The sequence below is a fragment of the Streptomyces sp. NPDC058371 genome (genome assembly GCF_042723265.1).
Lineage (GTDB): Bacteria > Actinomycetota > Actinomycetes > Streptomycetales > Streptomycetaceae > Streptomyces.
Window position 1 is genome coordinate 1,620,522 of sequence record NZ_JBHXJC010000001.1, and the last position, 25,709, is coordinate 1,646,230.

Here is a 25,709-nt window from a genome sequence, read left to right on the forward strand (position 1 = left end):
GGTAGGAATGCGGCTGGGACCACAACTTGATCGCACTCGGCGACTTCAATAGCAACCGTGCCGGGCCAGGAAAGCTGTTGGACGTGGCAGTGGGTGATCTGGCGGGTGGCGAGGTCGAGGAGGGCTTCGTGGCTCGCCTTCGAGGACGAAGCCGGTTTCTCGATGACACCGCCGACCGCCCGCACCTGGTCCCCGCCGCGGCCGCACTCCCGTCGTGCGCGTGCGGGGCCGCTCCCGCCGATGACCAGCCGTCGTCGCCCTGGCCTGCTACAAACCCGGCGAACGCTCCCGGCTGATCTACCGGCCCTGCCCGGACGCCCAGTTCGAAGGACGCAAAAGCTTCTCCAAGCGGGACAGGGCGAAGAACGGGATACGGCCTGGCCGCATGTTCGGTATCTAGCGCATCTGTTGTATCCCGTTTACCTTTTGCTCGACGGCGCAGGGGACTGTGTGCCGTGCCGCCAGTTACCCACCGGTTTCGTGCCACCCAGGAGATCAACGTGCCTACCACCCGAAGAGACTTCGCCAAGACCTCGGCCGGCGCGGGAATCGCCCTCATAGGTGCCGCAGGTGTGCTGTCCACCGCCAGTTCGTATGCGTACGCCGCCGAGACGGCCGAGGACGCCAAGAGCAGGGGCCAGAATCTCGACGCCACTGAGCAGGTCTCGCAGGCGCACCAGAGCAAGACCGGGTACGGACCGCTGATCGACGACCCCGACGGGCTGCTCGCGCTCCCCGCCGGGTTCTCCTACAAGGTGGTCACCCGCGCCGGTGTCACCAAGCTGGACTCCGGTGAGTTCACGCCGAACAAGAACGACGGCACGGCCACCTTCAAGGGCACTCGCGGTTCCACGCTACTGGTCGTCAACCACGAGATCCGCGACTCCCGCACAGACCCCCCGCACCCCGTCCCGCTCACCCCGGGACTCGTCTACGACCCCAGTGCCCCCGGCGGCTGCACGGTTGTGGAGGTCTCCAAGGACGGCGAGTGCGTGGCCGAATGGGTCGGCGTCGCGGGCACCCAGCAGAACTGCGCGGGCGGCCGCAGCCCCTGGGGCACCTGGCTGACCTGCGAGGAGAACACCGCCAAGGCCGGCCAGAACGGCATGACCAAGGACCACGGGTACGTCTTCGAGGTCGACCCGTACGACCGCCGCGCCAACCAGAACCCCAAGCCGATCAAGGCGCTGGGCCGCTACGACCACGAGGCCGTCGTCGTGGACACCAAGCGCGGTCACCTGTACCTCACCGAGGACGCCTCGGGCCCCAACGGCCTGTGGTACCGCTGGACTCCGCCGAAGGGCTTCAAGCACGGCCGGGGCCAGCTGCGGACCCTCTCCGACACCGCCGGTGTGCTGGAAGCCTTCAAGTGCTTCGACTCCAAGGGCCAGTACGTCGACGACCTGTCCCGCGCCACCAAGGCCGGCACCAAGTACACCGTCAAGTGGGTGCCGGTTGCCGACCGTGACGCCAAGACCGTCCCGGTGCGCCAGCAGTTCACCGGGTCGCAGGTCACCCGCGCCCGCAAGCTCGAAGGCATGTGGTGGGCCGACGGCGGCGCCTACGTCGTCTCGTCCTTCGCGCGCGAGGAGAGCCCGGTCCAGCACGACGGACAGGTGTGGTACTACGACCCCGCCCGCGGCACGCTGACTCTCAAGCTGATCTTTGGCGTCAACCCGGAGCCGGACGCGAACGACGGCGTCCTCGACGGTCCGGACAACATCACGGTCTCCCCGTACGGCGGTGTGGTCATCGCGGAGGACGGCGAAGGCATCCAGCACCTGTTCGGCGCCACGGAGGACGGGAAGACCTACCCGATCGCCCGGAACGAGCTGAACGACGGCACCGCGGAGGACCCGAACTACAGCGAGTTCGCCGGTGTCGTCTTCTCCCCGGACGGCACGACGCTGTACGCGAGCATCCAGAACCCCGGCATCCTTTACGCCATCAAGGGGCCCTGGCGCTACCAGCGCTGACCCCACGCTCCGCCTGCCTCCAGGACTTACTCGGTCGACCCGTCAAGGCTCCTGCGTTCCCCGAGGAAACCGGGACGAGCTGATGTCCCCGCCTGACTCCAGTGGTGCCCGGCTGCCCTCGGTAGCCAGGACACCACATGGGCGACGTTGCCGAGCGCGTTGCCGTGGCCACCGGGTCTGGCCGGACGGAGCCGTAGCGTGCGGGATCGAACCGTACCGCTCGGCGGTCACGGTGATGGTTCGAGGGCGATGCCGTCTGGTGCGTCCGCGGTCAGCAGCGAGAGCGCTGCCTCGGCGGTCGCCTCGTCGATGTCGTCGTTGTAGAAAGCGTCGCGGATAGCGGCCCGACCATCGCTGTCGCCCGTGTCGTACCGCAGCGCACCGACCGCGGCCGGGTCCGCCGAGAGGCCGCTCGCCACCAGTTCTCCGACGTTCTCCGGCATGCCGATGTACTGCGCCGTCGGCATCTCATTGACCAGGGCGAACGCCGCTGCGTGCGTGAGTGCGGCGAACAGTTCCGGCGCCTGTCCTGACTTCCCCGTCGAGCCTGAGGCGGCACGGCCACAAGCGGAATAGGTCGCCGTATTTACGACGCAAGTGCTGAGGTTTTCGCTTCTGGGTGCAGCACCCACGAGAGTCGTCGAGGCTGCCGTGCCGAGAGCCGCTGCACGCGACCACTTGGGCACCCTCGTCCCCCAAGTGCCAGGACCTGATGACGCATATGTGTCGGGGTTCGATCACCGGTCATCGGCATCTAGTCCGAGGGCAGGCGGTTCAGCGGGGCCGGATCGGCGATGTACGCGGCGATGCCGGCGTCGTGATAACCGAACATGCGACCTCGTACACATGCATCGTCTGCCGGTGTGCTGGCACCCCAGCAGACGGTTCTTGACTCGGACGGGGAGGCGAGCGGCTTTCGCTGCCGCACGGAAGGAAACCGCGATCCCAGCTCCTCCAGCTGCAGGATGGTGAGTAGGGCGGGTGGCGGCCCGCACCGGGTGCCTGCTCGGCCGGCTCGATGCCCTCGATCATCCGCAGGGCGATCTCGCCCGGGTCGACCTGCGCGCACAGACCGAACAACCGCGGTGCCCCGGACAACGACCGCACCAAATGTGTGATCTTGGCGAGCTGTTCGTCCCGGACCGGGGCCGGCACGTAGGTGCCCTGGACGGTCTCCTCACGTCGTCCCTGCGCGTCCGGGCCCGGGTGCAGTCGGTAGAGGGCCCACACGCTGCCCTGCGTCGACCACACCAGATGCCCGGCGATGTGCCGGATCGGAACCCTCACCGCACACCCCCGCCCTGCCCGGCCAGTGCGAGCAGCTGCTGCACACCCGACACCGGAACCACCGGTGCTGGGGGAGCAGCCGGCTGAGTGAGCTGCCGCGTGGACGAGCGCGTGGCGGAGGGACTCCGGTGCGGTACCCCGGTGGCCTGCTGCACGGCCGCGCGAGCCGGTGCGGCTGACGCAGCGGGCGCGGGCGTGTCCTCGATCGTGAAACCGCCGAGCAGGGGACGGGACCCGCGGTCGCGGGCGGCCCGCCCGCCGATCCGCCCTCCGCGGGGCTGCCAGCCCAGCAGCACCCAGCCCAGGGCCGCCTGCATCGGGGCACGCCCTCGGATCTTCGGACGGCGTACGGCCCAGATCGTCAGCAACCAGGCCACGAGCGGTACCGGCCCCATCCACGACCACCAGCCGATGGTCTTGATGAGAAGGAAGCCGCCGAGGACGGCAACCGCGATCTGCGCGGGTGTGTAGGGGCCGAGGGGAATCTTCCAGTCGGCGACCTTGCCCAGCACCCAGGGGTGGCGGCGGGCGGAGGTGTAGAAGCGGCCCATCCGGCCGGCGGCCGCGGTCACAGCCAGCCCCCAGCGCCGGGGGAGTGGTCACGGGAGGCAGGGAGCTCGGTCTGGACGATGCCCGGGACGGCGGGTGCGCCCTTGGAGGGGTTCTTCACCTCGTCCTCGAACATGTTCGCGAGGCTGTTGCGCGAGTCGTAGAGCCCCAGCGCGATCACCATCAACAGCAGGGCGCCGATCCCTGCCTTCAACGAGAACTTTTGGATCATGATGACGACGACGAGGACGAGCAGACCGGCCTGCAGGCCCTTGGTCGCCCAGTTCTTGAACATGTTGATCCAGCTGTTGCCGAGGTCGTCCAGCTGCCCGGCGAGCATCAGGCTGTGCACCGTGTTCACCGCACACCGCCGTCCTGGACCGTGCCGGACTCCAGTGCCGCGACTTCCCACCGGCCCGAGCGGGCCTTGAGTGCGAGCTCGTACGCCAGCGGCCACCGGCCGTCGGCGTCCTGGGCCTCCACCTGGACGAGGACACGCACCTTCGTGCCGTCGGCCGGCACGTGTTCGGCGGCCGCGGCCTCCTCGACGGCGGACACCTGCTGGACGGAGACCGCCGTGTACGGGGCGGGGGAGACCGGCGACAGCGTCACGCCGGGAGCGAGGTAGCGGCTTACCTCCCCGGCACCGGTCAGGTACGCGGCGAAGAACTCCCCGACGGCGGACGACAGATCACCCTCCGGGACGCTCACGCCGTACGGCGCCTTCGCCACCTCGGCCCGGCCCGGTCCGGCCACCACGCCGGGCGCGCCCGTCACCGCGAACGAGGCGCCGGCGCCACCGGCGGCCACCGGCACGGCGTAGTAACGCAACCGTCCGTCGGCGTACTGCGCAGCCACCGTCACCGACCACGTGCCGCCGGTGCGCTGCGCACTGCGCACCGCCGTCACCAACTGAGGCTTCGACTGCGCGCCCGCGGCCGTGTCGGGCAGTTCGACGTCGGGCGCGAGTGACTGCGCCAGCCGCGCCTGCGCACTCGTCGCGTCGTCCGTGCTGCTGCGCAACCACGCGCTGACGAACAGCTGCGCATAGCCGCCCGGGTCGGCGGCGGTAGCCGTAGTGCGCAGGGCGGTGGGCTTGGCGGGGGTGGCCGCCTCGACTGTGGTCGGGGTGGAGGCGACGGCGACACACAGGGCGATCGGACCGGCCGCGATGACGGTCCAGACCGCCAGACGCGAGAGGCGCACGCGGCGCCGCATCGCCTCCAGCCGGGCGCCGGCCGCCATCGGAGCAGCCTCGCTCTCCGAGGCCTGCTTGGCAGGGGACATGGTCAAACTCCCAGGTCAGGACGAATGTTGCTGACCTTGAGAAAACCCGCCGACCCCGACCCGACCACCGACCATGAAGGCCCGACCACGGTCACGAACGGGCCACGAAGTCCATGGTTGGGGTCATGGTCGGCCCGACCACAGACCCGACCACGGGTTCGCCGCGAACATCCGAGCGGTCCCCGGGACCGGCAAACGGCGCGGCACCGGACCGCTGCGCGACCACCCGCCGTGCGGCCACTGGACCCCGCGAACCGATGCGCAGACACAGGCCTCCCGGGCCACGATCGGCACCCTGCGCATGCGGCACCCGGACCTGCGCACCAGATAGATCACAAGATCCAGGACGGACTTCGCAGCCGCACCGCGCACGGCGACTGCGCACGATCCTCGACCGGTTGCGCAGCCCGATTGCGCAACCACCGGTCGGGGCTGCGCAATCGGGATCTCGAAGCGACTGCGCACCGGGCTGAGGCGCGTGGTCGGCCCGACCACGAGCCCGACCACGGCACCTTGATAGCTGCGTTGCCGGATCGTGACCGATGGTCGGGGCTCGTGGCCGCCGGTCTGGTCGGGGTCGGCGGGTGAGCTGACGGCATGGAACACACGCACAACTGCGCACCCAGGCCCGCAGCCTGCCCCATCCCGGCGGGCGTGGAGCGCTGCCTTGGACACCACGCGCGGCTCGCCTCGGAGACACCGCGGTGAGCCGCTTCGGGGCGGGGGTTCGCCGGGGTGTGATGGCGGGCGATCAGTTCACGCAGATCGCCAACGGTCTGTTCCGCGATGCTCGGCTGTCGTTCAAGGCGAAGGGGATCTTCGGGTACGTCAGCACGCACCGGAACGGCTGGCAGATCACCCTCGGCCACCTCGTCGCCGTGGGCCCCGACGGACGCGAGGCGATCCGTGCCGGCCTGAAGGAACTGGAACGGTACGGCTACCTGATCCGCGAACGCCTGCGCCGCCCGAACGGCACACTCGGCGACGTCGTCTACTCGATCACCGACCGCCCCGCCACCCTCGACATCGCCCTGTTGGAAGCCACCCCTGCCCTCGCGATCGAAGACGAACTCGACGCCGGCTTCTTGGCGGGCATCCGACGCGGCGTGGTGGCGGGCGATCAGTTCACGCAGATCGCCAACGGTCTGTTCCGCGATGCTCGGCTGTCGTTCAAGGCGAAGGGGATCTTCGGGTACGTCTCCACGCACCGCGACGGCTGGCAGGTCACTGTCGCCGAACTGGTGCGCCGCGGCCGCGAAGGCGTCGACGCCATCACCACGGGGCTCCACCAGCTGGAGCGGCACGGATTCCTCTACCGCACCCGCGAGCGGAACCCCGACGGGACGCTCCGCCAGTCGCTGTACTTCATCACCGACCTGCCTGCCCTGCAAAACCCCAGCTCACAACCAGAGTCGGGTTTTCCAGGATTGGCTGAGCCAACGTTGGCTGATCCCGGCACTAAGAACACCATCAGTAAGAAGACCAACAAGCAGAACACCAGACCCCTCCGTCCGTGCGGCGAAGGGCCGCCGGCACGTGGACGGACGGACCAGGCGCGCAAGCCGACATCCCTGCCGGCCGTGTCCGCGGCGGATCAGATGCACCCGGGGATCCAGCTGCTGCTCGAACTCGCGGCGGCTCGGCCCGAGCTGCTGCTGACCGGGCAGGCGCTGACCGATCAAGGCCGCGTCGTGACGGTGATGCTGGAGTCCGGCTGGAGCCGCGAGCAGCTGCTGCACGTCATCGCCGCCCGGCCCCCCTGCCCCACCCGGTGCGGACCACGGTCGGCGCGATCATCGCCGCCCGCCTTCGAGCCGCCCAGGCCTACCCTCCGCCCGCCATCGCGGCCGACCACCACGACGAGCCCGCGTGGGACGACCCGGGGCTGCGGCCGACCAGTTCCGCGGCCGCGCGCACGGTGAGCGAGGCCCTGACCTACCGGGCCCTCGTCGAATGCGCCGGCTGCGGCGTGCCCGGCACTGCCCCCGGCGAGGACCTCTGCCCGGCCTGCCTCGGCTGGCCGCCGGGCCGCACTTGTCCCGGCCCAACGCCCCGCCGCGCCCACCCCGCAAGCGATGGCCGCTGCACCACGTGCGCCTCCGTCTTTGCCGACCAAGTGGAAGGAAGCAGCCCGTGACAGACAACCTCCGCACCCCGCCGACCGGACCCGCGCACCACCAACGCCCCTTCAGCCGCGACCCCGGCCGGTGGGAGAAGGAACGCTCACGCGCCCTGCGCACCGGCCATATCCGCGACCACACCTGCACGGCCCGCTGCGAACTGGAGCTCGTGCATGAACACACCGCATGGGGCTGGCTCGCCTGGATCGTCCCCGGCGACGGCAGCATGCCAGAGATCCCCCAACAGATCGGGGTACTCACTCCGGCCGCGACCCGCATCCAGCGCCTGGCCGTGCGCTGGTTGACACGGCGCCCCGCCCAGCGCATCACCTCCAGATCCCCGCGGATCTCCGCCGTTGCTGTTGGCCTCATCGGCCTGGTCGCCGGACTGTTCGCCATGGCCCACCGAGTCCCCGCCGACGTCGCGCTGCCAGCGATGCTGCTTGCCCCACTGCTCGCCGAGTACCTGCCCGGTTGCCTCGACGCCCGGGCTCGCGAACACGTCCGCAGTGTTGAAGGCGACGGGGCTTGCCGCTACCTCCAGCGCCTCGCCGCTCTGCACACGTCCCTCGTCCAGGCCGCCGCCGGCAGCGACCGCCACGAACTGCGCCGCTCGGCCGAGATCGGCCAGCACCTGCTGTGGGACGCCGCCGGCCTGCTCCAGACCCAGAACACCCGCTCGGCCTCGCCCGACCTCATCGCCCGTGAACGGCTGATGCTCCAACTCGCCGACCAGGTCGCCGAGATCCTCCAGCGTTCCGCCGACGGTGACCTCACCCGCAAGCCCGGGCGGCTGCTGGGCCCGTAGCCGCCCGGCGTCCGGCCGACGACACCGCCGGCACCGCGCCCCACGCGCGGCACGCTCCCGAAGGGAACTCTCACCATGCCCCAGCCCGAACCTGACCCGGCTGTCCGCACGCCGGACGTCTACCTGCTCTTCGCACACGAGGCCTACTACCCCGGCCCCGGAACTCAGGAGATCAACAGGGGGAACCGACGGAATGCGCTGGTCAGGCTTTACTCACAGGCCTGGGGAGATCATTTCCCGTGGACATGTAGATCATTTCCCACCTACCAGGTGGAGGCGGTGGTACGCCGCCACAGGGGGTCAGGTGCTCCCGCTCGCGGCTGGACCTGTATCCGCCGTCTGCGCGACGTTGCCGGTGGCGAACTGGTGCTGGAGACGGTCGCCCTCGATGTCGAAGTCGGGGACGTACTTGCCGAACCATTGCGGGTGGTACCAGATCTTCGCGCGGGCGATTGCCATGAAGGCGGGCACCAGGGTGAGCCGGACCACGAAGGCATCCAGGACGACGCCGACAGCGAAGCTGAAGCCGATGGCCTTGATGGTCGGGTCGTCGGTGAACATGAACGCCACGAAGATGCTGCACATGATCAGCGCGGCCGCGGTCACCACGCGCGCCGCAAGACCGGTACCGCGTTCCACCGCTAGCACGGCGTCGCCGCTCTTGGTGAACTCCTCCTTGATGCGGGAGACCACGAACACCTCGTAGTCGCTGGAGAGCCCGAAGATGATGGCGAGCATGATGACGGGCAGGAAGCTGATGGTCTCGCTGGGCGGGATACCGAACAGGTCCTCACCCCATCCCCACTGGAACATCGCGACCTGCGCGCCGAACGCCGCGGCCACCGACAGCAGGAACCCGACGATCGACTTGATCGGGATCAGGATGGTGCGGAACGCCAGCGTCAGCAGGACGAAGGCCAGACCGACCACGACGATCAGGAACACCGGCAGCGCCGAGGAGAGTTTGCTCGACACGTCGATGTTGGATGCGGTATTTCCTCCGACCATGATCGTGGCGCCCGAGTCTCCCGCGATGGCTGCCCGGTTGTCCCGGATCCGGTTCACGAGGTCGGTGGTGTCCTGGTCGTTGGGGCCGGTGCTCGGAATGACCCGGATGACGGCGACATCGTTGCGTGCGGCCATCGGCGCGGCGGATACGACGCCGGCGGTCTTGCCGAGTTCGGCGGCGATGGGCGTCGCGGCGGCGGCATCGGGGACGCCGTCGGCGACCACCAGCAGGGCGCCGTTGAAGCCCGGGCCGAAGTTGTCCGTGGTCAGGTCGTACGCCTTGCGCGCGGTGTCGTGCTCGGGTTTCGACGAACCGCTGGGCAGGCCCAGTTCCATCTGCGTGGCGGGCAGGGCGCAGACCCCCAGCAAGGCGATCCCGCCGATCAGGAGCGGCACCCTGAAACGGACCACGAAACGCCCCCACGCGGCACCGAAGGTGCGCTCCGGCTCAGTGGCGGCGGTCCGGGCGACGTCCTCGGGGTGACCCGGGCGCAGCGGCGTGCTGATGAATTTCGCCACCTTGTTCCCGGCGAAGCCCAGCATGGCGGGCATCAGGGTCAGGGCGATCAGCAGCGCGATCAGGACGGCTCCCGCGGCGGCGAGGCCCATCACGGTCAGGAACGGGATGCCTACGACGGAGAGACCGCACAGCGCGATGATCACCGTCAGCCCGGCGAAGACCACCGAGCTGCCCGACGTGCCGGCGGCCAGGGCGACCGAGTCCTCGATGCTCATGCCGGTGAGCAGGTTGTTGCGATGCCTGGCCAGGATGAACAGTCCGTAGTCGATACCGCAGGACAGTCCGAGCATCGTTGCCACGGTCGTCGAGGTCGAGGCGATCGTCATGACGGACGCCAGTGCAGAGATGCTCATGATGGTGACGACGATGCCGATGATCGCGGTGAGGATCGGCAGCCCGGCGGCGACGAACGCGCCGAAGGTAATGGTCAGAATCAGGAAGGCGACGAGGATGCCGACGATCTCCGGCACCTCGGAGATCTCCATCTGCCAGCCGGGGTAGACGCTGCCGGAGTACTCGACCTGCACACCGGCGTCCTGCGCCGGGACGACGGCGGCCTCGACCGCGTCCAGGGTCGATTCCTTCACGTCGGTCGGCTGTGCGTCGTACTGCACCGACCCGAGTGCGACGTTGCCGTTCTTGGAGATGGCCTTCGACTCGAAGGGGTCGGTGACCAGGCCGACTTGCGGCATGGTCTTCAGTTTGCCGATCGCGGCCTCGATACCGGCCTTGTACGACGGGTCGGTGACCTTGGTGTTCCCACTGGTCGCGAACACGATCTGGGTCTGACCGCCGCTCAGGGCGGGCAGCTTCTCCTTGAGCAGGTTGGTGGCCCGCTGCGATTCAGTGCCGGGAACCGTGAAGGTGTCGTCGGTCTTGCCTCCGCCAACGACCGCGAGGGTGATCGCCGTAGCGGCCGCCAGGATCCACACGGCGAGCACGAGGCGGCGGCGCCGGAACGCCCAGCGGGCCAGGCGAAACAGGTAGATGGACAAGTCTTACTCCCGGACTGATCGGACAGGTCGGTCTTCGACTGTCGGAGGTGCAGAACTTGAGTTGCCCCACTACCTTTCGCGTGTCCTCGGACCGGTAGCGAGGCAAAGAGACCGGTCGGAGCGACACCACCCAGTCAGGCCAGGGGGCCGTACTCCCCGGAACACGGCCGGTTTGGGGGTACACGTGCACGGAGGGTGCGGCGTCGACGTCCTGCCGGGGAGCCGCACTGCTCGTGCAAACCGCTGATGATCAGGCCCGCGCCAAAGAGCCGGCGGCCCCAATGGGCCACTGTGGGCGGCTTGATCAGGTGTGGAGCAGTGCGGGCAGCAGCGCATGGTCGACATACCTGGTCAGGTAGTCGGTGTCGGCAGGCAGGCGCTCGAGCATCGGACGAGTGAGCATCACGCTGAGCAGGGTCTGCGGAAGGAAGTCGGTGGCAGCCGGTCGGCGGGACAGCTCGCCACGCTCAACGGCTCGGTCAACGACCCCTACAAGATCCGCGAACCAGGGCTCCACCAGCGTTTCGCGCACCGCGTCGGCGAGATTCTCGTCGGTCAGCACAGCGTGTCCGAGCGCGGCGAACAGCGGCGCGTCCTTCTCCGCATGAGGACCCAACAGCTCGGCTATCGCCAGCAGATCGCCGCGGAGCGTGCCGGTGTCGATTTCCTCCGGCCTCATCGGCCGCGTGCCGTAGAGCGCAGCAGCCACCATCTGCGGTTTCCCCGGCCACAGACGATAGAGCGTGGCCTTACTACAGCGCGCCCGGGCCGCGACCAGATCCATCGACAACTCGTCATAGCTGACCTCGCGCAACACATCGATCGTCGCGACCAGCAACTCGGCCTCCCGTTCGGGGGTCATCCGAGGGCGACGGATCGCCTCATCGCCATTGGCGCGTGACATCAGCACTCCATTTAGTACAGAACGGTTTCGTACCATCAGCGTAGGGCAGGCCCGGGAGAAACGCAACCGTACTATTTGCTGACGGTGTCGCCGGCGGTTCGACTACTGCGTGGAACTGGTCAGCAGAGCGCTCCTGCTCTCTGGCCCGCGGGAAGGTCATATCCCTGTGCGCCGCGTAACGGCCGGTCGGCGCACCTTCCGCGGCGGCCCGGGCCACGAGGTCCTGGCCGGGGTGACTACGGCTCCCCGCTCCCGCACTCCTCGTGCCCGGTATCGCCGTGATCGCCCACGACGACGCCCGCCAGGCGAACGCGGCCGTCGCGATGCTGCTGAGCGTCGGCGTACGACTGCGGCGGCAATGCGAACGGATCCGACAAGTAACACCGAACTTCACCCAAGCCGCTCAGCCCCGGTCGGCGCGCTGTTGGAGCGCGCGTAGGGCTAAGTAGGTGCGGCGAAGTCGGCTGCTGATCCTTTGACGGGCCTGACCGCTGACCAGATGGGCGGTTCGCACAACCTGCTGACTTGCACTGATGGGGAGATGAAGGAAGCGTCGGCACAGGATGGCGGGTGCGTCCGCACCGTCATCCGTCCAGTTCGGCGACTGAGCTGAGCAATCGTGTCGGCACGCTCGATGTCCGCGCCGGCGGCGCGGACCGGTCCGCCGGTCCGGACGTGGTGTGGTCTGCGGTGGCGGCATGGGTGCCTGTGGTTCAGGATGCGAGACGGGGTCCGATCGTCATGCGGAAAGGTTGTTCTCCCATGCCTGTGGCTCCCGTCATCGCGGCCATCCTCGAACAGGTCAACGCCCAGCCCGCCCCGGATGTGCTCGGCACCGACCCCGAGGTGCTGCGCGCGGGACAGAAGGAAATGGGCAAGTCGGTCGTCCCGGCCGAGCCGATCGTCGTCGGTTCGGTGAAGGACGCGACCGTCCCTGGTCCCGCCGGGCCCGTCCCCGTGCGCGTCTACCGCCCGGACACCGACGGTCCGGTCCCTACCGTGGTGTTCTTCCACGGTGGCGGTTGGCTAACCGGTGATCTGGACACCCACGATGACCCCTGTCGGCGGATGTGCCGCGATGTCGGGGTCGTTGTCGTGGCGGTCGACTACCGGCTGGCTCCCGAGCACCCTTTCCCGGCTGCCTATGACGACTGCCTGGCCGCCGCCGCCTGGGTCGCCGACCACATCGACGACTACGGCGGCCGACGCGACCGGCTGGCCGTGGCGGGCGACAGCGCGGGCGGCAACCTGGCCGCCGCCGTCGCCCTGACCTTCCGCGACGAACACCGCCCGCTCGCCGCCCAGCTCCTGGCCTACCCGGCCATGGACTTCCTCGCCACCGACGCCGAGTACCCCTCCCGCGTCGAGAACGCCACCGGCTACATGCTCAGCACCCAAAACGTCCTCGACTTCGAACACCTCTACGCCGGCGACGACCCGGCAGTCCGCGGCACCTCCCGGGTCTCCCCGCTGCGCGCCACCAGCCTCACCGGCGTAGCCCCCGCGGTCATCGGCACCGCCCAGTACGACCCGCTGCGCGACGAATGCATGGCCTACGCGAACGCCCTCAAAGCCGCCGGGGTGGACGTCTTCGCCCGCACCTACGACGGCCTCATCCACACCTTCCTCAACTTCTTCCCCGTCTGCCCGACTTCCGACGCCGCCGTCACCGAGCTCTACGCCCAGCTGGGCAAACGACTCGCCTGATCAACACCAGGGCCTGCCCCAGAACACGCCAGAACCCCCGGTCCGGAATTCTCCGGACCGGGGTGACGTCACCGAGGCAGTTCAGCGAACAACCCGGGGAACGACGATGGCGGACCAGTACCGGACTTCGCCGGGCCCGCTCAGAAGGTACGGCCTGATGCGAGGGCATGAGGCAGTGGTGCCGTGGTGCGGGCCTGCGCTAATTAGAGGCGATCATCTGGCGCGCGTACGTCACGAACAGCGCCGAGGATGACGACTTGTTGGCCATCATCAGCGAGCGATGGGCAAGGATCGAACGGCCCGCTCGTGCCGACATGATTCCCTATTTGCGATGGATGCACAGATCGCACATAGTGGACACATTGGGAGTTTCCGCTCGGAAAGTTTGACACACCACACAGGAATTCGTGACTCCCCGTGGCCCACACCAGCGCCGCCCCCACCCGCCTCGGCAGCACGCCGGAGGACTACGTACGGTTCGGCATCGAGCCCCGCCATCTGCGCTTCGCCGGCGAGATCCGCGTCGAGCGCTACCAAGGCGGGGCCCTGGTGGAGAGCCATCTCGTCGACGCCCTGTGGGAGTTCATGTACTTCGGCAAAACCCGCGCCTGAACCCCCCCCGGCCGTAAGGAGTCAAGATGACCCCCCATATCCACACCAACGTGCCCGCGATCGGCGACAAGGTCACCGTCGACGGGAAGACCTTCACGTTCGCCGAGATGCGCTCGGTCGTCGACATCGATCGCGATCTGCCCGAGCACGACGGCCGGTGGCCCAACGAATCCTGGTTCGTCGTCGCCAACTTGGACTCCGGCGGGCAGCGCATGGGTCTCCAAGTCCACTTTCTCGTCCAGCGCCTGCCCGGCGGCGCCACCGACATCGTGCAGCTCAACGTGGTCGTCGTCAACGAGTCGACCGGCGTCGCACGTGCCGCGGAATACATCCACCCGCTCGACCAGGTCGAGATCGGCACGGACCGGCTCAACCTCGTCACCCCCGAGCTGACCTGGACCGGCGACCGCAACGGCTACACCATGAGCGTCAAGGCCGACGTCGCACAGATCGACATCACCGCGACCTCCTCCGGCCCGCCGCTGCTGATGAACGGCCAGGGACAGGTGCGCTTCCTCGGGCTCGACGAGCAGTACGATTTCGCTTTCCCCGCCATGAACACGAGCGGCACCGTCGTGCTCGACTCGCAGCCGTACGACGTCACCGGCATCTCATGGCTGGACCGCCAGTGGGGCGGCCTGCCCGACTTCTTCGCCGAGTCCCTCGGCAAGAGCCCCGAGGCCGCCGCTGCCGGGGCCGGTGCCGAGCCGCCGGCCAGCCCGATGAACTGGATGTGGATCTGCCCCCAGCTCGACAACGGCGTCAACATCAGCCTCGCCCAACTGCGCGACATGGTCAACCAGGAGATCTTCCTCACGCTCACCGCCGTCCACCCCGACGGCACCCACGTTGTCGCGCCCACGATGCTGCCGGTCGAAGCCACCAACCACTGGACCAGCCCTGTCACCGGCCGCAGCTATCCCACCCGGTGCGTCGTACGCGCTCCGCAGATCGGCACCGAGCTGATCATCGAAGTCCCGTGCAAGGAGCAGGAGATCGTCTCCAAGGAGCCCTCCCTGACCAAGTACGAAGGCGCCGCCACCGTCACCGGCACCTACCAGGGCGAGCCGGTCACCGGCCACGCCTACCTCGAACTCGTCGGCGACTGGTCCTAGCCTCGGGCTTTCATGAGGCGGGCTGTCCGCCAGCTGATCATGCAAGCAGAAAGTGCCTCTGACCAGCGAGAATAAGGATTCTTGAGGCCCTTGTTCCCGCGCTCGTCGGAGGCACTTCCCAGGTGAGGCAGCGTATCGGTTCCTATCCGTGTGTCCGTATCGAGGGCGGCGGCCGGGCGGTGGTTTCGCAGGCGGGATCCGTGCTGCTGGTCGAAACGGGCCGCAAGTCCGGTCTGGATACGGCGATATCGGTGGCGCTGGCGCCGTGGCGCAAGCCGCGTGCGGTGCACGATCCAGGCAAGGTCTTTCTGGATGTGGCGCTTGCCTGGCTCGCCCAGCGCGGCCGGTGGCTGTCCTACTCGGTCGGAATGGCCAGCACTGATGCCATCCACCAGACCGTCCTCAAGGTCCCGGCCTCCGCTTGGACACCGGCCGTCGAGCCCGGCGGTGAGATCCGCGACGGCGCCAGGGTCGCCGAACTCGACGCCGATAGCGACTGCCTGGGCGGCTGGCCGAAGGGGACGCGGCTGATCGTCCGCAAGGATTGACCGCACCGGCGCCCAGTTGCGCCTCACACGAAAAAGCAGGCCCCCGGCAGTGAGATACCTCACCGCTGGAGCTCTGCTGCGTCCGTGCACGACCACTCGGATCTCCGAGCCGACACACAACGAGAAACGGGCCCCACCAGGACTTTCGTCTCTGGTGAAGACCCGTTCCGGCGTCAGCCCGACGGCGTCCGGATCCACGACCTCCTTACCCGAGGACGGCAGCCGGGCGAGATCATTCCCCTGGCCACCCTCACCGACGAACTGGGCGGCGCCGCCGACTGGCCGGCCGTCGGCGACTGGGAGTGCGTCACCACCGACCTGGTGCAGCTCGTCCACTCTGGGGACTGCGATGCCCTCAGTCTCGGCTTGCCAGAGATCGCGCGCGCCCTCGTCTGCACCGGCCCCCACAGCCACGTGCGCGCCTTCGATGCCGCAGCCGACGAGTTCATCGACTACGGCCCCGAAGAACGGGCCGCCGCGCTGGCCGAAGTCGGCGCGTTCCTCGCCGGCCTCGTTGCCGAACAGGACCTGTGGCCCGGAGACGGCCTGCTCGCCCCGCTCGCCCGACGTCCGTGAGCCGGCAACGGACCCAGTCAGATACGGACACCCCTTCCACTGTCCAAGAGGTGCAGGGGAGTTCTGACTCACCGGTGCGCTTTCGAGGTCCTCCAGCTGCTCGTGCAGGTCGATGACGGCTGCGCCCTCGGGCGTTGCGGGTCGGGGGTGATCACGGGTATCTCCTTCGGTGATGTCGGCGCCTGGGAGCGGGAGGTCATGAGCTCCCATCCAGGACGGTGCGCAACAGGTTCAGCAGGTCTTCCTGCTCGGGTGGGAGCGTCGCGTTGCGCAGGAGCCGCTTGCGCTGGACGGGAACGTCGGTGCTGATCCCGTCAATGACGCCTGGCTGGTCAGTTGGGCCGGTCAGGCGGTAGTCGCGGGTGCGGATCATCCAGGCCTCGTACCGGTCGGCCCAGGCGCCGCTGCGGGCGGTGTGGCCCTGGTCGGGCGAGAGGGAAGGGCACGGGCAGGACAGGTCGGTGCAGGGGCGTCCGGCGGGATGGCCGGCCAGGACCGCCCGGCTGCGGTAGTGCGTGACGGTGCCGTTTACACGTTCAGGTCGCGGCGGACGCGGGTCTGGTCGGCGGTGACAGTGGCGTCTTTGGCATCGGTTTTCCCCCTGCCCCGTTAGCCGGCCCAGGCACGGTTGACGGCCATGCCGGGATATAGACGAGCTGCTGGCCGTGGTTGACCAGCAGATTGATCCACCGGGCTGCCATACCGTCGGCGACATCGACGGCCCAGACCGCATCCTCGTCCAACGCGAGCGCGTCGGCCAGCAGGCCAGCAGTTTCCGGCTCGTCGTTCGCGACGCGGCGCGAGAGCAGACGGTTGCCCTCCACGTCCAGGACCACGCAATGGTGGTGCGTCTTACCGATGTCCGTACCCGCCCAGATCTGAGCCACAGGCTCCTCAGGTCGTTCGTAGCGCGATGCGGTTCCGGACGACCTTGCCGGCCTGGTCCTTCTCAGCAATGTACGACGCGGTACTCGCGGCTCCTGATCAGCGCTTAGGCCGTCGTGATCCACCGGGCGGCCAGGTTGGGGGAGCCATCGAGGGCGACCCTACGAAAGCCATGCCCGGTGTCTCTGGGCCGCCAGACCCTACAAGTGGCCTTGATCAACTCGAATAACAAGGTTAGGACCCTACGAATGGCTCGCTCATCCCGATCAACAAGGTAGGGAGGACTGACGGCGGCCTGCCGGTACGGAACGTTCAGCTCAGGGAACGGTAGAAGTCCAGGTGCCGCCGCGCGGCCTGGGACCAGGTGTGGCGGGCGGCCAGTTCCCGGCCGGCCATCCGCAGGGCCGGGTCGTGGTGTGTGAGGGCCTGGCCGAGCTGGTCGGCCAGATCCTCCTGGGTGGCGGCGAAGCGGGCGGCGTGACCGAAGACCTCGCGCAGGACGGGGAGATCGCGGACGACCAGCGGGACGCCAGCGGCCAACGCCTCCATCGCAGCCAAACCGAAGCCCTCCTTGAGGGAGGGGAAGGCGAAGGCGTCGGCAGCCGCGACGAGCGCTGGGAGGTCGTCATCGGGGACCGGTCCGAGGACGACCGGTTCGATGCCGAGTTCGGCGGCCCGGGTCTCCCAGCGGGCACGGTAGTCGCGGTAGTCGAAGAGGGTCTCCCCGCCCGCGATCACCAGCCGCACGTCGGGGTGCTCGGCGCGCAGGAGGGCGTATGCCTCCAGCAGGTCCAGTGATCCCTTGCGGGGCTCGATGCCGCCGACGGTCAGGACGTACCGGCCGAGGCGGGCGCGCCAGGCCTCGCGGACCGCCGGTTCGGTCCGAGCGAAGCGCTCGTACGCCACACCGTTGGGGATCGTCTCGGCCTTGATGCCCCAGCCGTCGGCGAGCTCAACCGCGACCGACCGCGAGACGCACAGGTGCGCGTACGGCTCGACGATGGCCCGTTCGTGGCAGGCGGCCAGTTCCGGGGTGGTGAAGTGGTCGATGTGGTGGACCGTGCGGACGCAGCGGCCGTGCACCGCGTTGGCGCTGATGCAGTCCTGGGCGTGGACGATGCCGTACGGAGACGGATCGAAGGCGTCCCGGAGGGTGGCGATGGAGCGCAGGATGCGCTCGCCAACACTTTCGCCCTCCGGGCCGTCGGGGAACGGCACGATCCGCACCCGTACGGCCGGGTGCACTGGCCGGAAGAAGCCGTCGTCGCCGCCCCGCCCCAGCGACCACACCGTGACGTCCTCGCCCAGCGCCGCGAGGGCCTCGGCGAGTGCGAGGGTGTGGACGACCCCGCCGCGCGGTTTGGTGGAGTAGCTGAGCAGGGCCATCTTCACGAGGGCGTCTCCCGGTAGGCGTCGGGGCGGCGTTCGTCGAGGTGGCGCAGGACGCGCCGGGCGCGGTCGATCTCGACGGCCACGTCGACCTCTGCGATCGCGAGGCCGGCCTTGGCCCAGGTGCGGGCGAGGATGTCACCGCCGGGGCCGACGACCTTGGACTGGCCGAGGAAGCGCATGCCGCCCATGGCGCCGGTCTGGTTGGAGGAGGCGAGGACGACCTGGTTCTCGGCGGCGCGTGCCTGGTCGTACAGGTCGAAGAGCTTGGCCTGGCGGTCCTGGGCCATGCGCGGGGCGCGATTGGTGATGCTAGTGGGCCAGGCGGACAGACAGGCGAGGATCTCGGCGCCGTCCAGGGCCAGGGAGCGGGCGGACTCCGGGAAGGTCTTGTCGTAGTCGATGAGCATGCCGATCCGGCCGACGGGGGTGTCGAAGGCGTCGAAGCGATCGCCCGGCGCGTAGGCGGCGACCTCGCCGGCCGGCAGGTGGACCTTGCGGTGGCGGCCGAGAACCCCGTCGCCGCTGACGCAGACGGCGGCGTTGTAGCGCTCGGTGCCGCCGTCCTCGCAGTAACCAACGCACACGACCATCTCGGCGGCGAGGCGGGCGACTTGGAGGATCAGTGGGTCGTCCGGCTTGAGAGCCGGGGGCAGCGCCTCGGGGTCCGGGTGGCGCAGGTCGGCGAGGTAGCCCCCGAGCGCGGCGTCTGGCAGGACCAGCAGCCCGGCGCCGGACCCCCGCGCGTGGTCGATGAGTTTCGCGATGCGGGCGAGGTCGAATTCCAGGTCGCGGCCGAAGTGGGCGGCGGCGGCCGCGATCCGGACAGTGCTCATGCGCTGACTGCTCCTGCGTACGTGTAGGTTTCGGGGCGCCGGTCGCGCAGGTGCCCCATCGAGCGGCGGGCGGTCTCCAGGGCCTGGGCGACGTCGAGTTCGGCGATCGCCAGGCCGACCTCGACACCGGTGTCGGCGAGGATCTCGCCGCCGGGGTCGACGACCTTGGCGCTGCCGACGAAGCGTAGCGACCCGAAGGTACCCGCCTGGTTGGCGGAGATCCACACGATCTGGTTCTCCAGGGCGCGGGCCCGGTCGAAGAGGTCGAAGCGGCGCTTCCAGCGGTCGTTGACCAGGTCGGTCGCGGCGTTCGTCCGTGCGCCCGGCCAGGCCGAGACGACCACGCCGATCTCGGCGCCGTCGAGCGCCAGCGCGCGGGCGGACTCCGGGAACGCCTTGTCGTAGCAGATCATCATGCCGATCCGGCCGACCGGGGTGTCGAAGGCGTGGAAACGGTTCCCGGAGGCGTAGCTGGCGTCCTCGCTGAGCGGCTGGTGGACCTTGCGGTGGTTGCCGAGCACACCGTCACCGTTGACGCAGACGACGCTGTTGTAGCGGGCATCGCCGTCGGCCTCGCAGTAGCCCGCGACCACGGTCATCTCACCGGCCAGGGAGGCCAGTCGGCGAATCTCGGGGCCGTCGAGGGCGAGCGCGGGCGGGCCCTCGTCCAGTTCGCTGTCGTCGTCGAGGCTGAGCAAGTAGCCGCCCAGGCAGGCCTCCGGCAGGGCGAGGAGGCGTACCTCCTGCTCGCGGGACTCCTTGATCAACCGCTCGGCGATCGCGAAGTCCTCTTCGAGGTCGCGGCCGAACTCGGCCGCGACGGCGGCCATACGCAGGGTGCTCATGCGGTCCCCATCCCGGTCACGGTGGACGTGACCGCTTCTGTGATCTCTCCGTCGGGCCAGCGCAGCTCGACGCCTTGTCCATCTGTCAGCTCCCCGCACACGGCGCCCGTCGCGGGCCCCGCCGGGAGCGGTGGGGCGCCGGGCTCGTCGGTGGTGAGCATCGCGAAGCCGGGGAAACACGTGAACCAGTCGCCCGTCGTCGCGGTCCTGGGCCGGGGCACGGCGGCGACGTCGAGGACGGCTCCGCACCCGCTTGCCTCGGCGAGCATGCCGAGGGTGCCGGCGATCCCCGCCATCGACACGTCCTTGGCGGCGGCGGGCCGGGCAACGCCCACCGCCCGGGTCATAGTGCACAGTTCGTCCGTACGACGGTGACTGGACGAGTCCCACTGGCGGCCCCGGTATCCCCGGCGCCAGCCGCCGCCGAGGTCAGCGGTCAGGCGCACCGCGTGTCCGGGCCGCCCACCGCCGCCCGGGACGGGGTGCCCGGTGCGGCCGAGCGCCGTCACCGACAGCGCTGCCGGCACGCCGAGTTGGGTGTGCCCGCCGAGCACCGGCACGCCGTACGCCTCCGCGGCCCGGGCGAGCCCGGCGAGGATCCGTCGGGCGTGCGCCGCGTCCCGGGCGCCCACCGCGTCGAGCAACCCGACCGGCGAAGCGCCCATCGCCGCAAGGTCGTTGACGTTCACGAGGACCGAGCACCAGCCCGCCCATTCCGGGTCCCGCTCGACCATCGACGGCACGATCGCGTCACAGGCGGCGATCACATCGGTACCGGGAACCGGTGCCCCGTCGTCTCCGACGAATCCGGCGCCACCGAGGGCGTCCAGGATGCCCGCAGTGCCCGGGGTGTCGACGCCGTCGGGTGCGTCGGCGACGGCCCGCGCCCCCGCTCCCAGGGGCCCACCGACCGGGTCCTGGGCGAGGGCGCGGGCCGCCGCTGTGGGGAGGACAGCGAGGAGCGGCCCGAGGGGCGACTTGGTTGCCGCCACGAGGTCCGCGATCCGCCCGATCGGCCACCGCATCAGTACGTGCGGTGCGTCCGCGACCGTCGTCTCCCGCACCGGGCGCCAGCCGAGCCGCTTGAAGAGGACCGTGTTGCGGGCCTGGACGGTCGCGTCGAAGCGCAGCACGCCTTCGGCCTCCGCCCGGGCGCAGGCGGCCCGGACGAGCGCGGCGCCGATGCCGTGCGGGCCGCGGGCGCCGGGTGCGACGACGAGCCGGCCGCCGGCCCACCAGCCGATGTCGGGGCCGTCGGCCACCGGACCGAGCCGTACGCCACCGACGACAGCACCCGCGTGGTCCTTGGCGACCAGCACGAGGGTGCGGCAGTCGGCGTCCCGGTCGTCGAGGTCGTGGCCCGTGAACAGGCCCTGCTCGTAGACGAAGGCCTCCCGGCGCAGCCGCCGGTAGGCGGCCACCTCCGCTTTGCCGACGGCCTGTTCGATACGGAAAGCAGGCCGGCGGGCGAGAGTGCTGCGGTCGCCGAGCAGGGCCAGGATGTCGACCGGCCCGTCCACCACAAGCGGTGCCGCGGATCCGTCGAGGTACATGGCCCTCACCCGCCTGCCGTCTTGAGCACGCTGCACGCCCCGCAGGCCGCGCAGCCCGCCTTCTGGTCGGCGCCGCTCATCCCGGCCGCGCGCAGCTTGGCCGCGATGCCCTCGGTGACGTACCGCAGCAGCTCCGCGTCGGGCGCACGGACCCCGTCGCGGGCGGCGAGCGTTCCGCCCATCGGGCGGAAGGGAACGACGAAGGGGTACACGCCCCGGTCGATCAACCTGCCCGCCCCCGCGATGAGCTCGTCGGGATCCTCGCCAAGACCGACGAGGAGGTAGGTGGAGACCTGGTTGGGCCCGAAGACCCGTACCGCCTCGTCCCACGCGGCCTCGTACTCGGCCATCGACACCGTCGACTTGCCGGGCATCCAGCACCGGCGCACCTCGTCGTCAAGGGACTCGACGTGGATGCCGATCGCGGTGGCCCCGGCATCGTGGAGCCCGCGGATCCACGCGAGGTCGCCGGGCGGCTCGCACTGCACCTGGATGGGCAGCTCGGGCACCGCCTTCAGGACGGCGCGCACGGACCGTACGAGATTCTTCGCGCCCCGGTCCGGTCCGGTCGTCGTGCCGGTGGTCATCACCATCTGCTTGACACCGTCCAGCCGCACGGCCGCCTCGGCGACCTCGGCGAGTTGGGCAGGCGTTTTCGCGGCCACCGTCGCACCCGAGCGCAGAGACTCCTCAATGGTGCAGAAGCGGCAGCGGTCGGACTCGGCGTAGCGGATGCAGGTCTGCACGACGGTGGTGGCGAGGACGTCGGCGCCGTGCAGGCGGGCGATCTCCTCGTAGCGGATGCCGTCGGCGGTGGTCAGGTCGTAGAACTTGGGACGGCGTACGGCGGTCAGGGTGAGGCCGGTGTCCTCCTCGCCGAGCCAGACCTTGCCGTCGCGTACGGAGTAGGGGCTGTCGGGGTTGGTGGGCAGCGCGGCGTTGGCACCGTCGACGAGGACGTGTCCGTCGTCGCTGGGCCCCGCGCCGTCGGGCCTGCGCACGGGCGCTTCCAACGCGACGCCGTGCAGGGCGAGTTCGGCGCGGGTCATGATCCGCACGTCCACCGTTGTGTTGGTGCCAACGCTCACGGCCTGCCCCTTACAGCTGGTAGGTCGAGTTGATGATGGCGCCCTTGCGCGCGTAGTGGATCAGCGCGTCCTGGACATCGAGGGGGTGGGTGGGGATGACGCCCTCGATGAGGTCCTCCTCGCGGGCGCCGTGCAGGGACAGTCCGAAGCGGCAGCAGAAGACCTTGCCGCCCTCGGCGATGAACGTCTTGAGCTGGTTGTTGATGTTGTGCTCGCCGGGGAAGGCGGAGTTGCCGACGGTCGGGAAGCCGCGGGTGGCAAGGCAGTTGAGGGAGCCGGGGCCGTAGAAGTAGATGGCGGTCTCGAAACCCTTGCGCAGGGCACGGGTGGCCTGGAGTACGGCGACGAAGGAGACCGAGGACTCATGGGCGATGCCGTGGACGAGGGTGAAGTAGGTCTCGCCGTCCTCGGCCTTGTAGTCGGGGAAGACCTTGGTGTCGCCGTAGATGCTGGTGCCCTCAGGGAGGGAGGGGTGGGGGATCTCGTTGAGGGACTTCTGCTCGATCTCGGAGAGTTCGACGGTTTCGGACATGACTGTCTCCTTGTACGGGGCGGTGGTGGAGGTGATGGGAGGTGGTCAGTCGTAGAGCGTGGCGAAGGTGTCCTTGAAGACGAGTTCGCCGAGTTCGCCGCCGCCGGTCGCTTCGGCGAGCCGGGCGTACTCGCCGGTGAAGTCGCCCCACGGCTGGTCGCTGGCGAAGAGCACCCGGTCATGGCCGATCCCGCGGTGCTCGATCTCCTGGGCCAGCCAGCGGGGAGTGAAGCCGATGGCCCAGGAGAGGTCGGTGTAGACGCGCTTGCCGGCGGTGATCCAGTCGAAGAACCGGGAGCCGACGAGCTTGATGTGGCCGCTCATCCCGCCGCCGAAGTGCACAAGATGGACGGGGACTTGATCGGCGTACCAGTCGACGAGGTGACCGACCTCGTCGATGTCGGAGGCGGCGCCGGGGGAAGTGTGGACGTGGACCACCAGACCGTGCCTGGCTGCCGTAGCGAAGATGCCGTCCAGTTGGGGGCGGCAGGCGGAGTCGGTGGGGCGCCCGCCCAGCAGGAAGCTGAGCTTCAGGGCCCGCACCCCCCGCTCACCGGCGAGCTTCAGTGCCTGCTCGGTGCGCTCGGCGTCCTCGGGTCGCGGGGAGACCCACAGCCCGGCCCGGATCCGGTCGTCGGATTGGGCGGCCTCGATCGCCAACTCGTTGAAGGAGAAGGCGATGGCGGGGTCGGGCACTCCGTAGTTCGGGATGACCAGGGCGCGTTCGGTGCCCTCCGTGTTCAGGTCGGCGACGAGTTGCTTGACCGTGGCGCGGGCGGTGGTGTCGGGGTTGACGGGCGGTCCGCCGTAGAAAGGGTACGCGGGCAGGACGCCGATGTGGCGGTGTGCGTCGTAGACCATGTCTTTGGTTCCTCAGCCGATCGGGAGGGCGGAGGCGAGTTCCGTGGGCGCGCCGGTGAGAGCACCGCAGACGTCCGCCATGCGGCGCGAGGCGTCGATGTGGTTCGCCAGGAACTCGGCGTCCCGGCCAACCGCCTCGAAGCGGCCCGAACCCCACGAGTACTGCCAGGGCAGGCCCAGGAAGTACAGGCCTGGCGTGCTGGTGGCGCCCCGCCAGTGCATCGGGTAACCGCGGCCGTCGAAGGCCGGTATCTCGACCCAGCGGTGGTCGCGGGCGAAGCCGGTCGACCAGACCACGGAGGTGATGCCGGATGCCTCCAGGTCCAGTGAGGACAGCTGCTCGGAGGGCTCCCAGACTGGTACGTACCGTGGCTCGTCCAGGGCGTCGATCCCCTGCGCGGCGATGTACGCGTCGATGCTGTCCTTGATGCCCTCGGCCACCGCGTCCGCGCGGTCGAGGTTGACCTTGAGGTCGTCGGCGAAGTCCAGCTGCGTGCTGTCGATGCCGGTCAGCCGCCCGTACAGGCGCATCCCGTCGCGGGCGAAGGCCCGCAGGTCGATGTCACGACCCCCGTCCCGGCCGGTAACGTAGTGGTTGACCCGCATCCGGACGGCGCCCGCGTCGTCGAACTCGCCGATGTCCTTTGCGTAGTAGCCCAGGTCGTCCAGCCAGGCCACACAGTCCCGGCCGCGGTAGAAGCGGGCCACGCGGGGCGCGCTGCCGACGGCCAGGTGGACCTGGCGTCCGGCCAGGTGCAGATCCTCGGCGATCTGACACCCGGACTGGCCGGTGCCGACCACCAGGACGGCGCCCTCGGGCAGCTGGTCCGCGTTGCGGTAGCGGGAGGAGTGGATCTGCTCGACGCCGGCGGGCAGCCGCTCGGCCATCCGCGGGACCGAGGGGGTGTGGTACGGGCCGGTGGCCACCACCACCTGGTCGGCGGTGAAGTCGCCTTCCGATGTGCTCAGTTCGAAGACACCGCTCGGGGATCGCCGCAGCCCGTTGACGGACACTCCCTCCACCAGCGGTGGCCGGAAGAAGGCAACGTAGTCCTCCAGGTACCGGATGATCTCGTCACGGACCATGAACCCGTCGGGGTCCTCCCCCTGGTAGGGGTAACCGGGCAGTTTGCACTGCCAGTTGGGGGTCACCAGGCAAAACGAGTCCCAGCGGCGCTCGCGCCACTCGTGGCCGACCCGGTTCCGCTCGACGACGACATGCTCAATGCCGCGCTCGCGCAGGCAGTAGCTGACCGACAGCCCGGCCTGACCGCCACCGACCACTGCGACCGGGTAGTGGGCCCCGGCCAGCCGCCGCGCGTTCACCGCGCGCTTCCGTCGGCGTTGCTCAGGGCCTCCACGGCGACCTTGGCCCCGTCGAGGGAGGCGTACGTGGCCGCGGTCTCCTCGATCTGCGCCAGCTGGTCGGACGACCCGGTGCTCGCGAACCCGTACTTCTCGCGCACCCGGTCGCTCGCGATACCGAGCGCTGTCCGGCTCCGCTCCAGGAAGTCACCCAGCTCGTACACGCCGCCGATGGTGAGGTAATCCTCGACTACCGTGGAAGGTGAGTAACAGCGCTGGGTCTCTCCGTCGGGCCAGCGCACATGGAAATACAGCTCCGGCATGAAAATCCTCCATGCGAGGCGCCGAGGCTTTGCCACCTCGCCGCTGGTTGTGACGACCATTTCAGCCAGCAGGAATTACA

The 25,709-nt window shown here is 69.4% G+C and carries 23 protein-coding genes and 4 pseudogenes; 9 read left to right on the forward strand and 18 right to left on the reverse strand.

The features are described from left to right. Positions 1–162: 162 nt before the first annotated feature. Both ACFWM2_RS07130 and ACFWM2_RS07135 read left to right on the forward strand, forming a co-directional pair. A pseudogene (locus tag ACFWM2_RS07130) lies at positions 163–355 on the forward strand (DDE endonuclease); the annotation flags it as partial. 145 nt (positions 356–500) lie between these two features. Further along, positions 501–1,976 carry an alkaline phosphatase PhoX gene (locus ACFWM2_RS07135; RefSeq protein ID WP_383273841.1) on the forward strand — a complete coding sequence of 492 codons (1,476 nt, stop codon included), beginning with the start codon at positions 501–503 and terminating at the stop codon, positions 1,974–1,976. Between the two features lie 227 nt (positions 1,977–2,203). Here the strand turns inward: ACFWM2_RS07135 and ACFWM2_RS07140 are convergent, their stop codons facing one another. The 5 genes and pseudogenes from ACFWM2_RS07140 to ACFWM2_RS07160 all read right to left on the reverse strand — a co-directional run bounded on the left by ACFWM2_RS07140 (position 2,204) and on the right by ACFWM2_RS07160 (position 5,099). Continuing rightward, a complete protein-coding gene (locus ACFWM2_RS07140) occupies positions 2,204–2,443 on the reverse strand; it encodes a hypothetical protein (protein WP_383273843.1) in 240 nt (79 codons plus the stop codon). Positions 2,444–2,954: 511 nt separating this feature from the next. After that, positions 2,955–3,263 (reverse strand): annotated as a pseudogene (locus tag ACFWM2_RS07145) (ATP/GTP-binding protein); the annotation flags it as partial. Beyond that, the gene (locus ACFWM2_RS07150) at positions 3,260–3,835 is read right to left on the reverse strand and encodes a hypothetical protein (RefSeq protein WP_383273845.1); all 576 of its coding nucleotides are present in this window, start codon (positions 3,833–3,835) and stop codon (positions 3,260–3,262) included. The pseudogene ACFWM2_RS07145 and the gene ACFWM2_RS07150, both read right to left, overlap by 4 nt. After that, positions 3,832–4,173, reverse strand: a complete 342-nt coding sequence (locus ACFWM2_RS07155; RefSeq protein WP_383273847.1) for a hypothetical protein — start codon at positions 4,171–4,173, stop codon at positions 3,832–3,834. The genes ACFWM2_RS07150 and ACFWM2_RS07155 overlap by 4 nt, the downstream gene beginning before the upstream one ends. Continuing rightward, the gene (locus tag ACFWM2_RS07160; RefSeq protein ID WP_383273849.1) at positions 4,170–5,099 is read right to left on the reverse strand and encodes a conjugal transfer protein; all 930 of its coding nucleotides are present in this window, start codon (positions 5,097–5,099) and stop codon (positions 4,170–4,172) included. Before ACFWM2_RS07160 ends, ACFWM2_RS07155 begins: the two co-directional genes overlap by 4 nt. A gap of 704 nt (positions 5,100–5,803) precedes the next feature. On the opposite strand from ACFWM2_RS07160, the gene ACFWM2_RS07165 reads away from it, so the two are divergent. Next, positions 5,804–7,021, forward strand: coding sequence for a hypothetical protein (locus ACFWM2_RS07165; RefSeq protein WP_383273851.1), 1,218 nt, complete (start codon positions 5,804–5,806; stop codon positions 7,019–7,021). Between the two features lie 211 nt (positions 7,022–7,232). Next, positions 7,233–8,027, forward strand: a complete 795-nt coding sequence (locus tag ACFWM2_RS07170; protein ID WP_383273853.1) for a hypothetical protein — start codon at positions 7,233–7,235, stop codon at positions 8,025–8,027. A gap of 300 nt (positions 8,028–8,327) precedes the next feature. On the opposite strand, the gene ACFWM2_RS07175 is transcribed toward ACFWM2_RS07170, so the two are convergent. After that, the gene (locus ACFWM2_RS07175; RefSeq protein ID WP_383273855.1) at positions 8,328–10,550 is read right to left on the reverse strand and encodes an MMPL family transporter; all 2,223 of its coding nucleotides are present in this window, start codon (positions 10,548–10,550) and stop codon (positions 8,328–8,330) included. A gap of 304 nt (positions 10,551–10,854) precedes the next feature. After that, the gene (locus ACFWM2_RS07180; RefSeq protein WP_383273857.1) at positions 10,855–11,454 is read right to left on the reverse strand and encodes a TetR-like C-terminal domain-containing protein; all 600 of its coding nucleotides are present in this window, start codon (positions 11,452–11,454) and stop codon (positions 10,855–10,857) included. Between the two features lie 762 nt (positions 11,455–12,216). On the opposite strand from ACFWM2_RS07180, the gene ACFWM2_RS07185 reads away from it, so the two are divergent. The 5 genes and pseudogenes from ACFWM2_RS07185 to ACFWM2_RS07205 all read left to right on the forward strand — a co-directional run bounded on the left by ACFWM2_RS07185 (position 12,217) and on the right by ACFWM2_RS07205 (position 16,012). Then, positions 12,217–13,161, forward strand: coding sequence for an alpha/beta hydrolase (locus tag ACFWM2_RS07185; RefSeq protein ID WP_383273859.1), 945 nt, complete (start codon positions 12,217–12,219; stop codon positions 13,159–13,161). 417 nt (positions 13,162–13,578) lie between these two features. After that, positions 13,579–13,773, forward strand: a complete 195-nt coding sequence (locus ACFWM2_RS07190) for a hypothetical protein (protein WP_383273861.1) — start codon at positions 13,579–13,581, stop codon at positions 13,771–13,773. A gap of 26 nt (positions 13,774–13,799) precedes the next feature. Further along, the gene (locus ACFWM2_RS07195) at positions 13,800–14,888 is read left to right on the forward strand and encodes a lipocalin-like domain-containing protein (protein WP_383273863.1); all 1,089 of its coding nucleotides are present in this window, start codon (positions 13,800–13,802) and stop codon (positions 14,886–14,888) included. A 122-nt stretch (positions 14,889–15,010) separates the two neighbouring features. After that, a pseudogene (locus ACFWM2_RS07200) lies at positions 15,011–15,464 on the forward strand (hypothetical protein); the annotation flags it as partial. 56 nt (positions 15,465–15,520) lie between these two features. Further along, entirely contained in the window at positions 15,521–16,012 is a 492-nt protein-coding gene (locus ACFWM2_RS07205) for a hypothetical protein (protein ID WP_383273865.1), read from the forward strand. A 196-nt stretch (positions 16,013–16,208) separates the two neighbouring features. Here ACFWM2_RS07205 and ACFWM2_RS07210 read toward each other — a convergent pair whose 3' ends face one another. From ACFWM2_RS07210 to ACFWM2_RS07260, 11 genes and pseudogenes are all read right to left on the reverse strand, one after another. Beyond that, positions 16,209–16,385 carry a hypothetical protein gene (locus ACFWM2_RS07210; RefSeq protein WP_383273867.1) on the reverse strand — a complete coding sequence of 59 codons (177 nt, stop codon included), beginning with the start codon at positions 16,383–16,385 and terminating at the stop codon, positions 16,209–16,211. Positions 16,386–16,549: 164 nt separating this feature from the next. Next, a pseudogene (locus tag ACFWM2_RS07215) lies at positions 16,550–16,899 on the reverse strand (transposase); the annotation flags it as partial. 310 nt (positions 16,900–17,209) lie between these two features. After that, positions 17,210–18,283, reverse strand: coding sequence for an MSMEG_0565 family glycosyltransferase (locus ACFWM2_RS07220; RefSeq protein ID WP_383274244.1), 1,074 nt, complete (start codon positions 18,281–18,283; stop codon positions 17,210–17,212). A gap of 2 nt (positions 18,284–18,285) precedes the next feature. Continuing rightward, positions 18,286–19,122, reverse strand: a complete 837-nt coding sequence (locus ACFWM2_RS07225) for a carbon-nitrogen hydrolase family protein (RefSeq protein ID WP_383273869.1) — start codon at positions 19,120–19,122, stop codon at positions 18,286–18,288. Then, complete coding sequence (locus tag ACFWM2_RS07230; RefSeq protein ID WP_383273871.1) at positions 19,119–19,967, reverse strand: carbon-nitrogen hydrolase family protein; 849 nt, start codon at positions 19,965–19,967, stop codon at positions 19,119–19,121. Before ACFWM2_RS07230 ends, ACFWM2_RS07225 begins: the two co-directional genes overlap by 4 nt. Next, positions 19,964–21,520: an MSMEG_0567/sll0787 family protein gene (locus ACFWM2_RS07235; protein ID WP_383273873.1), complete on the reverse strand. Its 1,557-nt coding sequence runs from the start codon at positions 21,518–21,520 to the stop codon at positions 19,964–19,966. The genes ACFWM2_RS07230 and ACFWM2_RS07235 overlap by 4 nt, the downstream gene beginning before the upstream one ends. 5 nt (positions 21,521–21,525) lie before the next feature. Further along, a complete protein-coding gene (locus ACFWM2_RS07240) occupies positions 21,526–22,608 on the reverse strand; it encodes an MSMEG_0568 family radical SAM protein (RefSeq protein ID WP_383273875.1) in 1,083 nt (360 codons plus the stop codon). A 10-nt stretch (positions 22,609–22,618) separates the two neighbouring features. After that, positions 22,619–23,140 carry an MSMEG_0572/Sll0783 family nitrogen starvation response protein gene (locus ACFWM2_RS07245; protein ID WP_383273877.1) on the reverse strand — a complete coding sequence of 174 codons (522 nt, stop codon included), beginning with the start codon at positions 23,138–23,140 and terminating at the stop codon, positions 22,619–22,621. Between the two features lie 45 nt (positions 23,141–23,185). Further along, positions 23,186–24,001, reverse strand: coding sequence for an amidohydrolase family protein (locus ACFWM2_RS07250; protein ID WP_383273879.1), 816 nt, complete (start codon positions 23,999–24,001; stop codon positions 23,186–23,188). 12 nt (positions 24,002–24,013) lie between these two features. Beyond that, the gene (locus ACFWM2_RS07255; RefSeq protein ID WP_383273881.1) at positions 24,014–25,327 is read right to left on the reverse strand and encodes an MSMEG_0569 family flavin-dependent oxidoreductase; all 1,314 of its coding nucleotides are present in this window, start codon (positions 25,325–25,327) and stop codon (positions 24,014–24,016) included. Next, entirely contained in the window at positions 25,324–25,629 is a 306-nt protein-coding gene (locus tag ACFWM2_RS07260; RefSeq protein ID WP_383273883.1) for an MSMEG_0570 family nitrogen starvation response protein, read from the reverse strand. Before ACFWM2_RS07260 ends, ACFWM2_RS07255 begins: the two co-directional genes overlap by 4 nt. Positions 25,630–25,709: the final 80 nt, after the last annotated feature.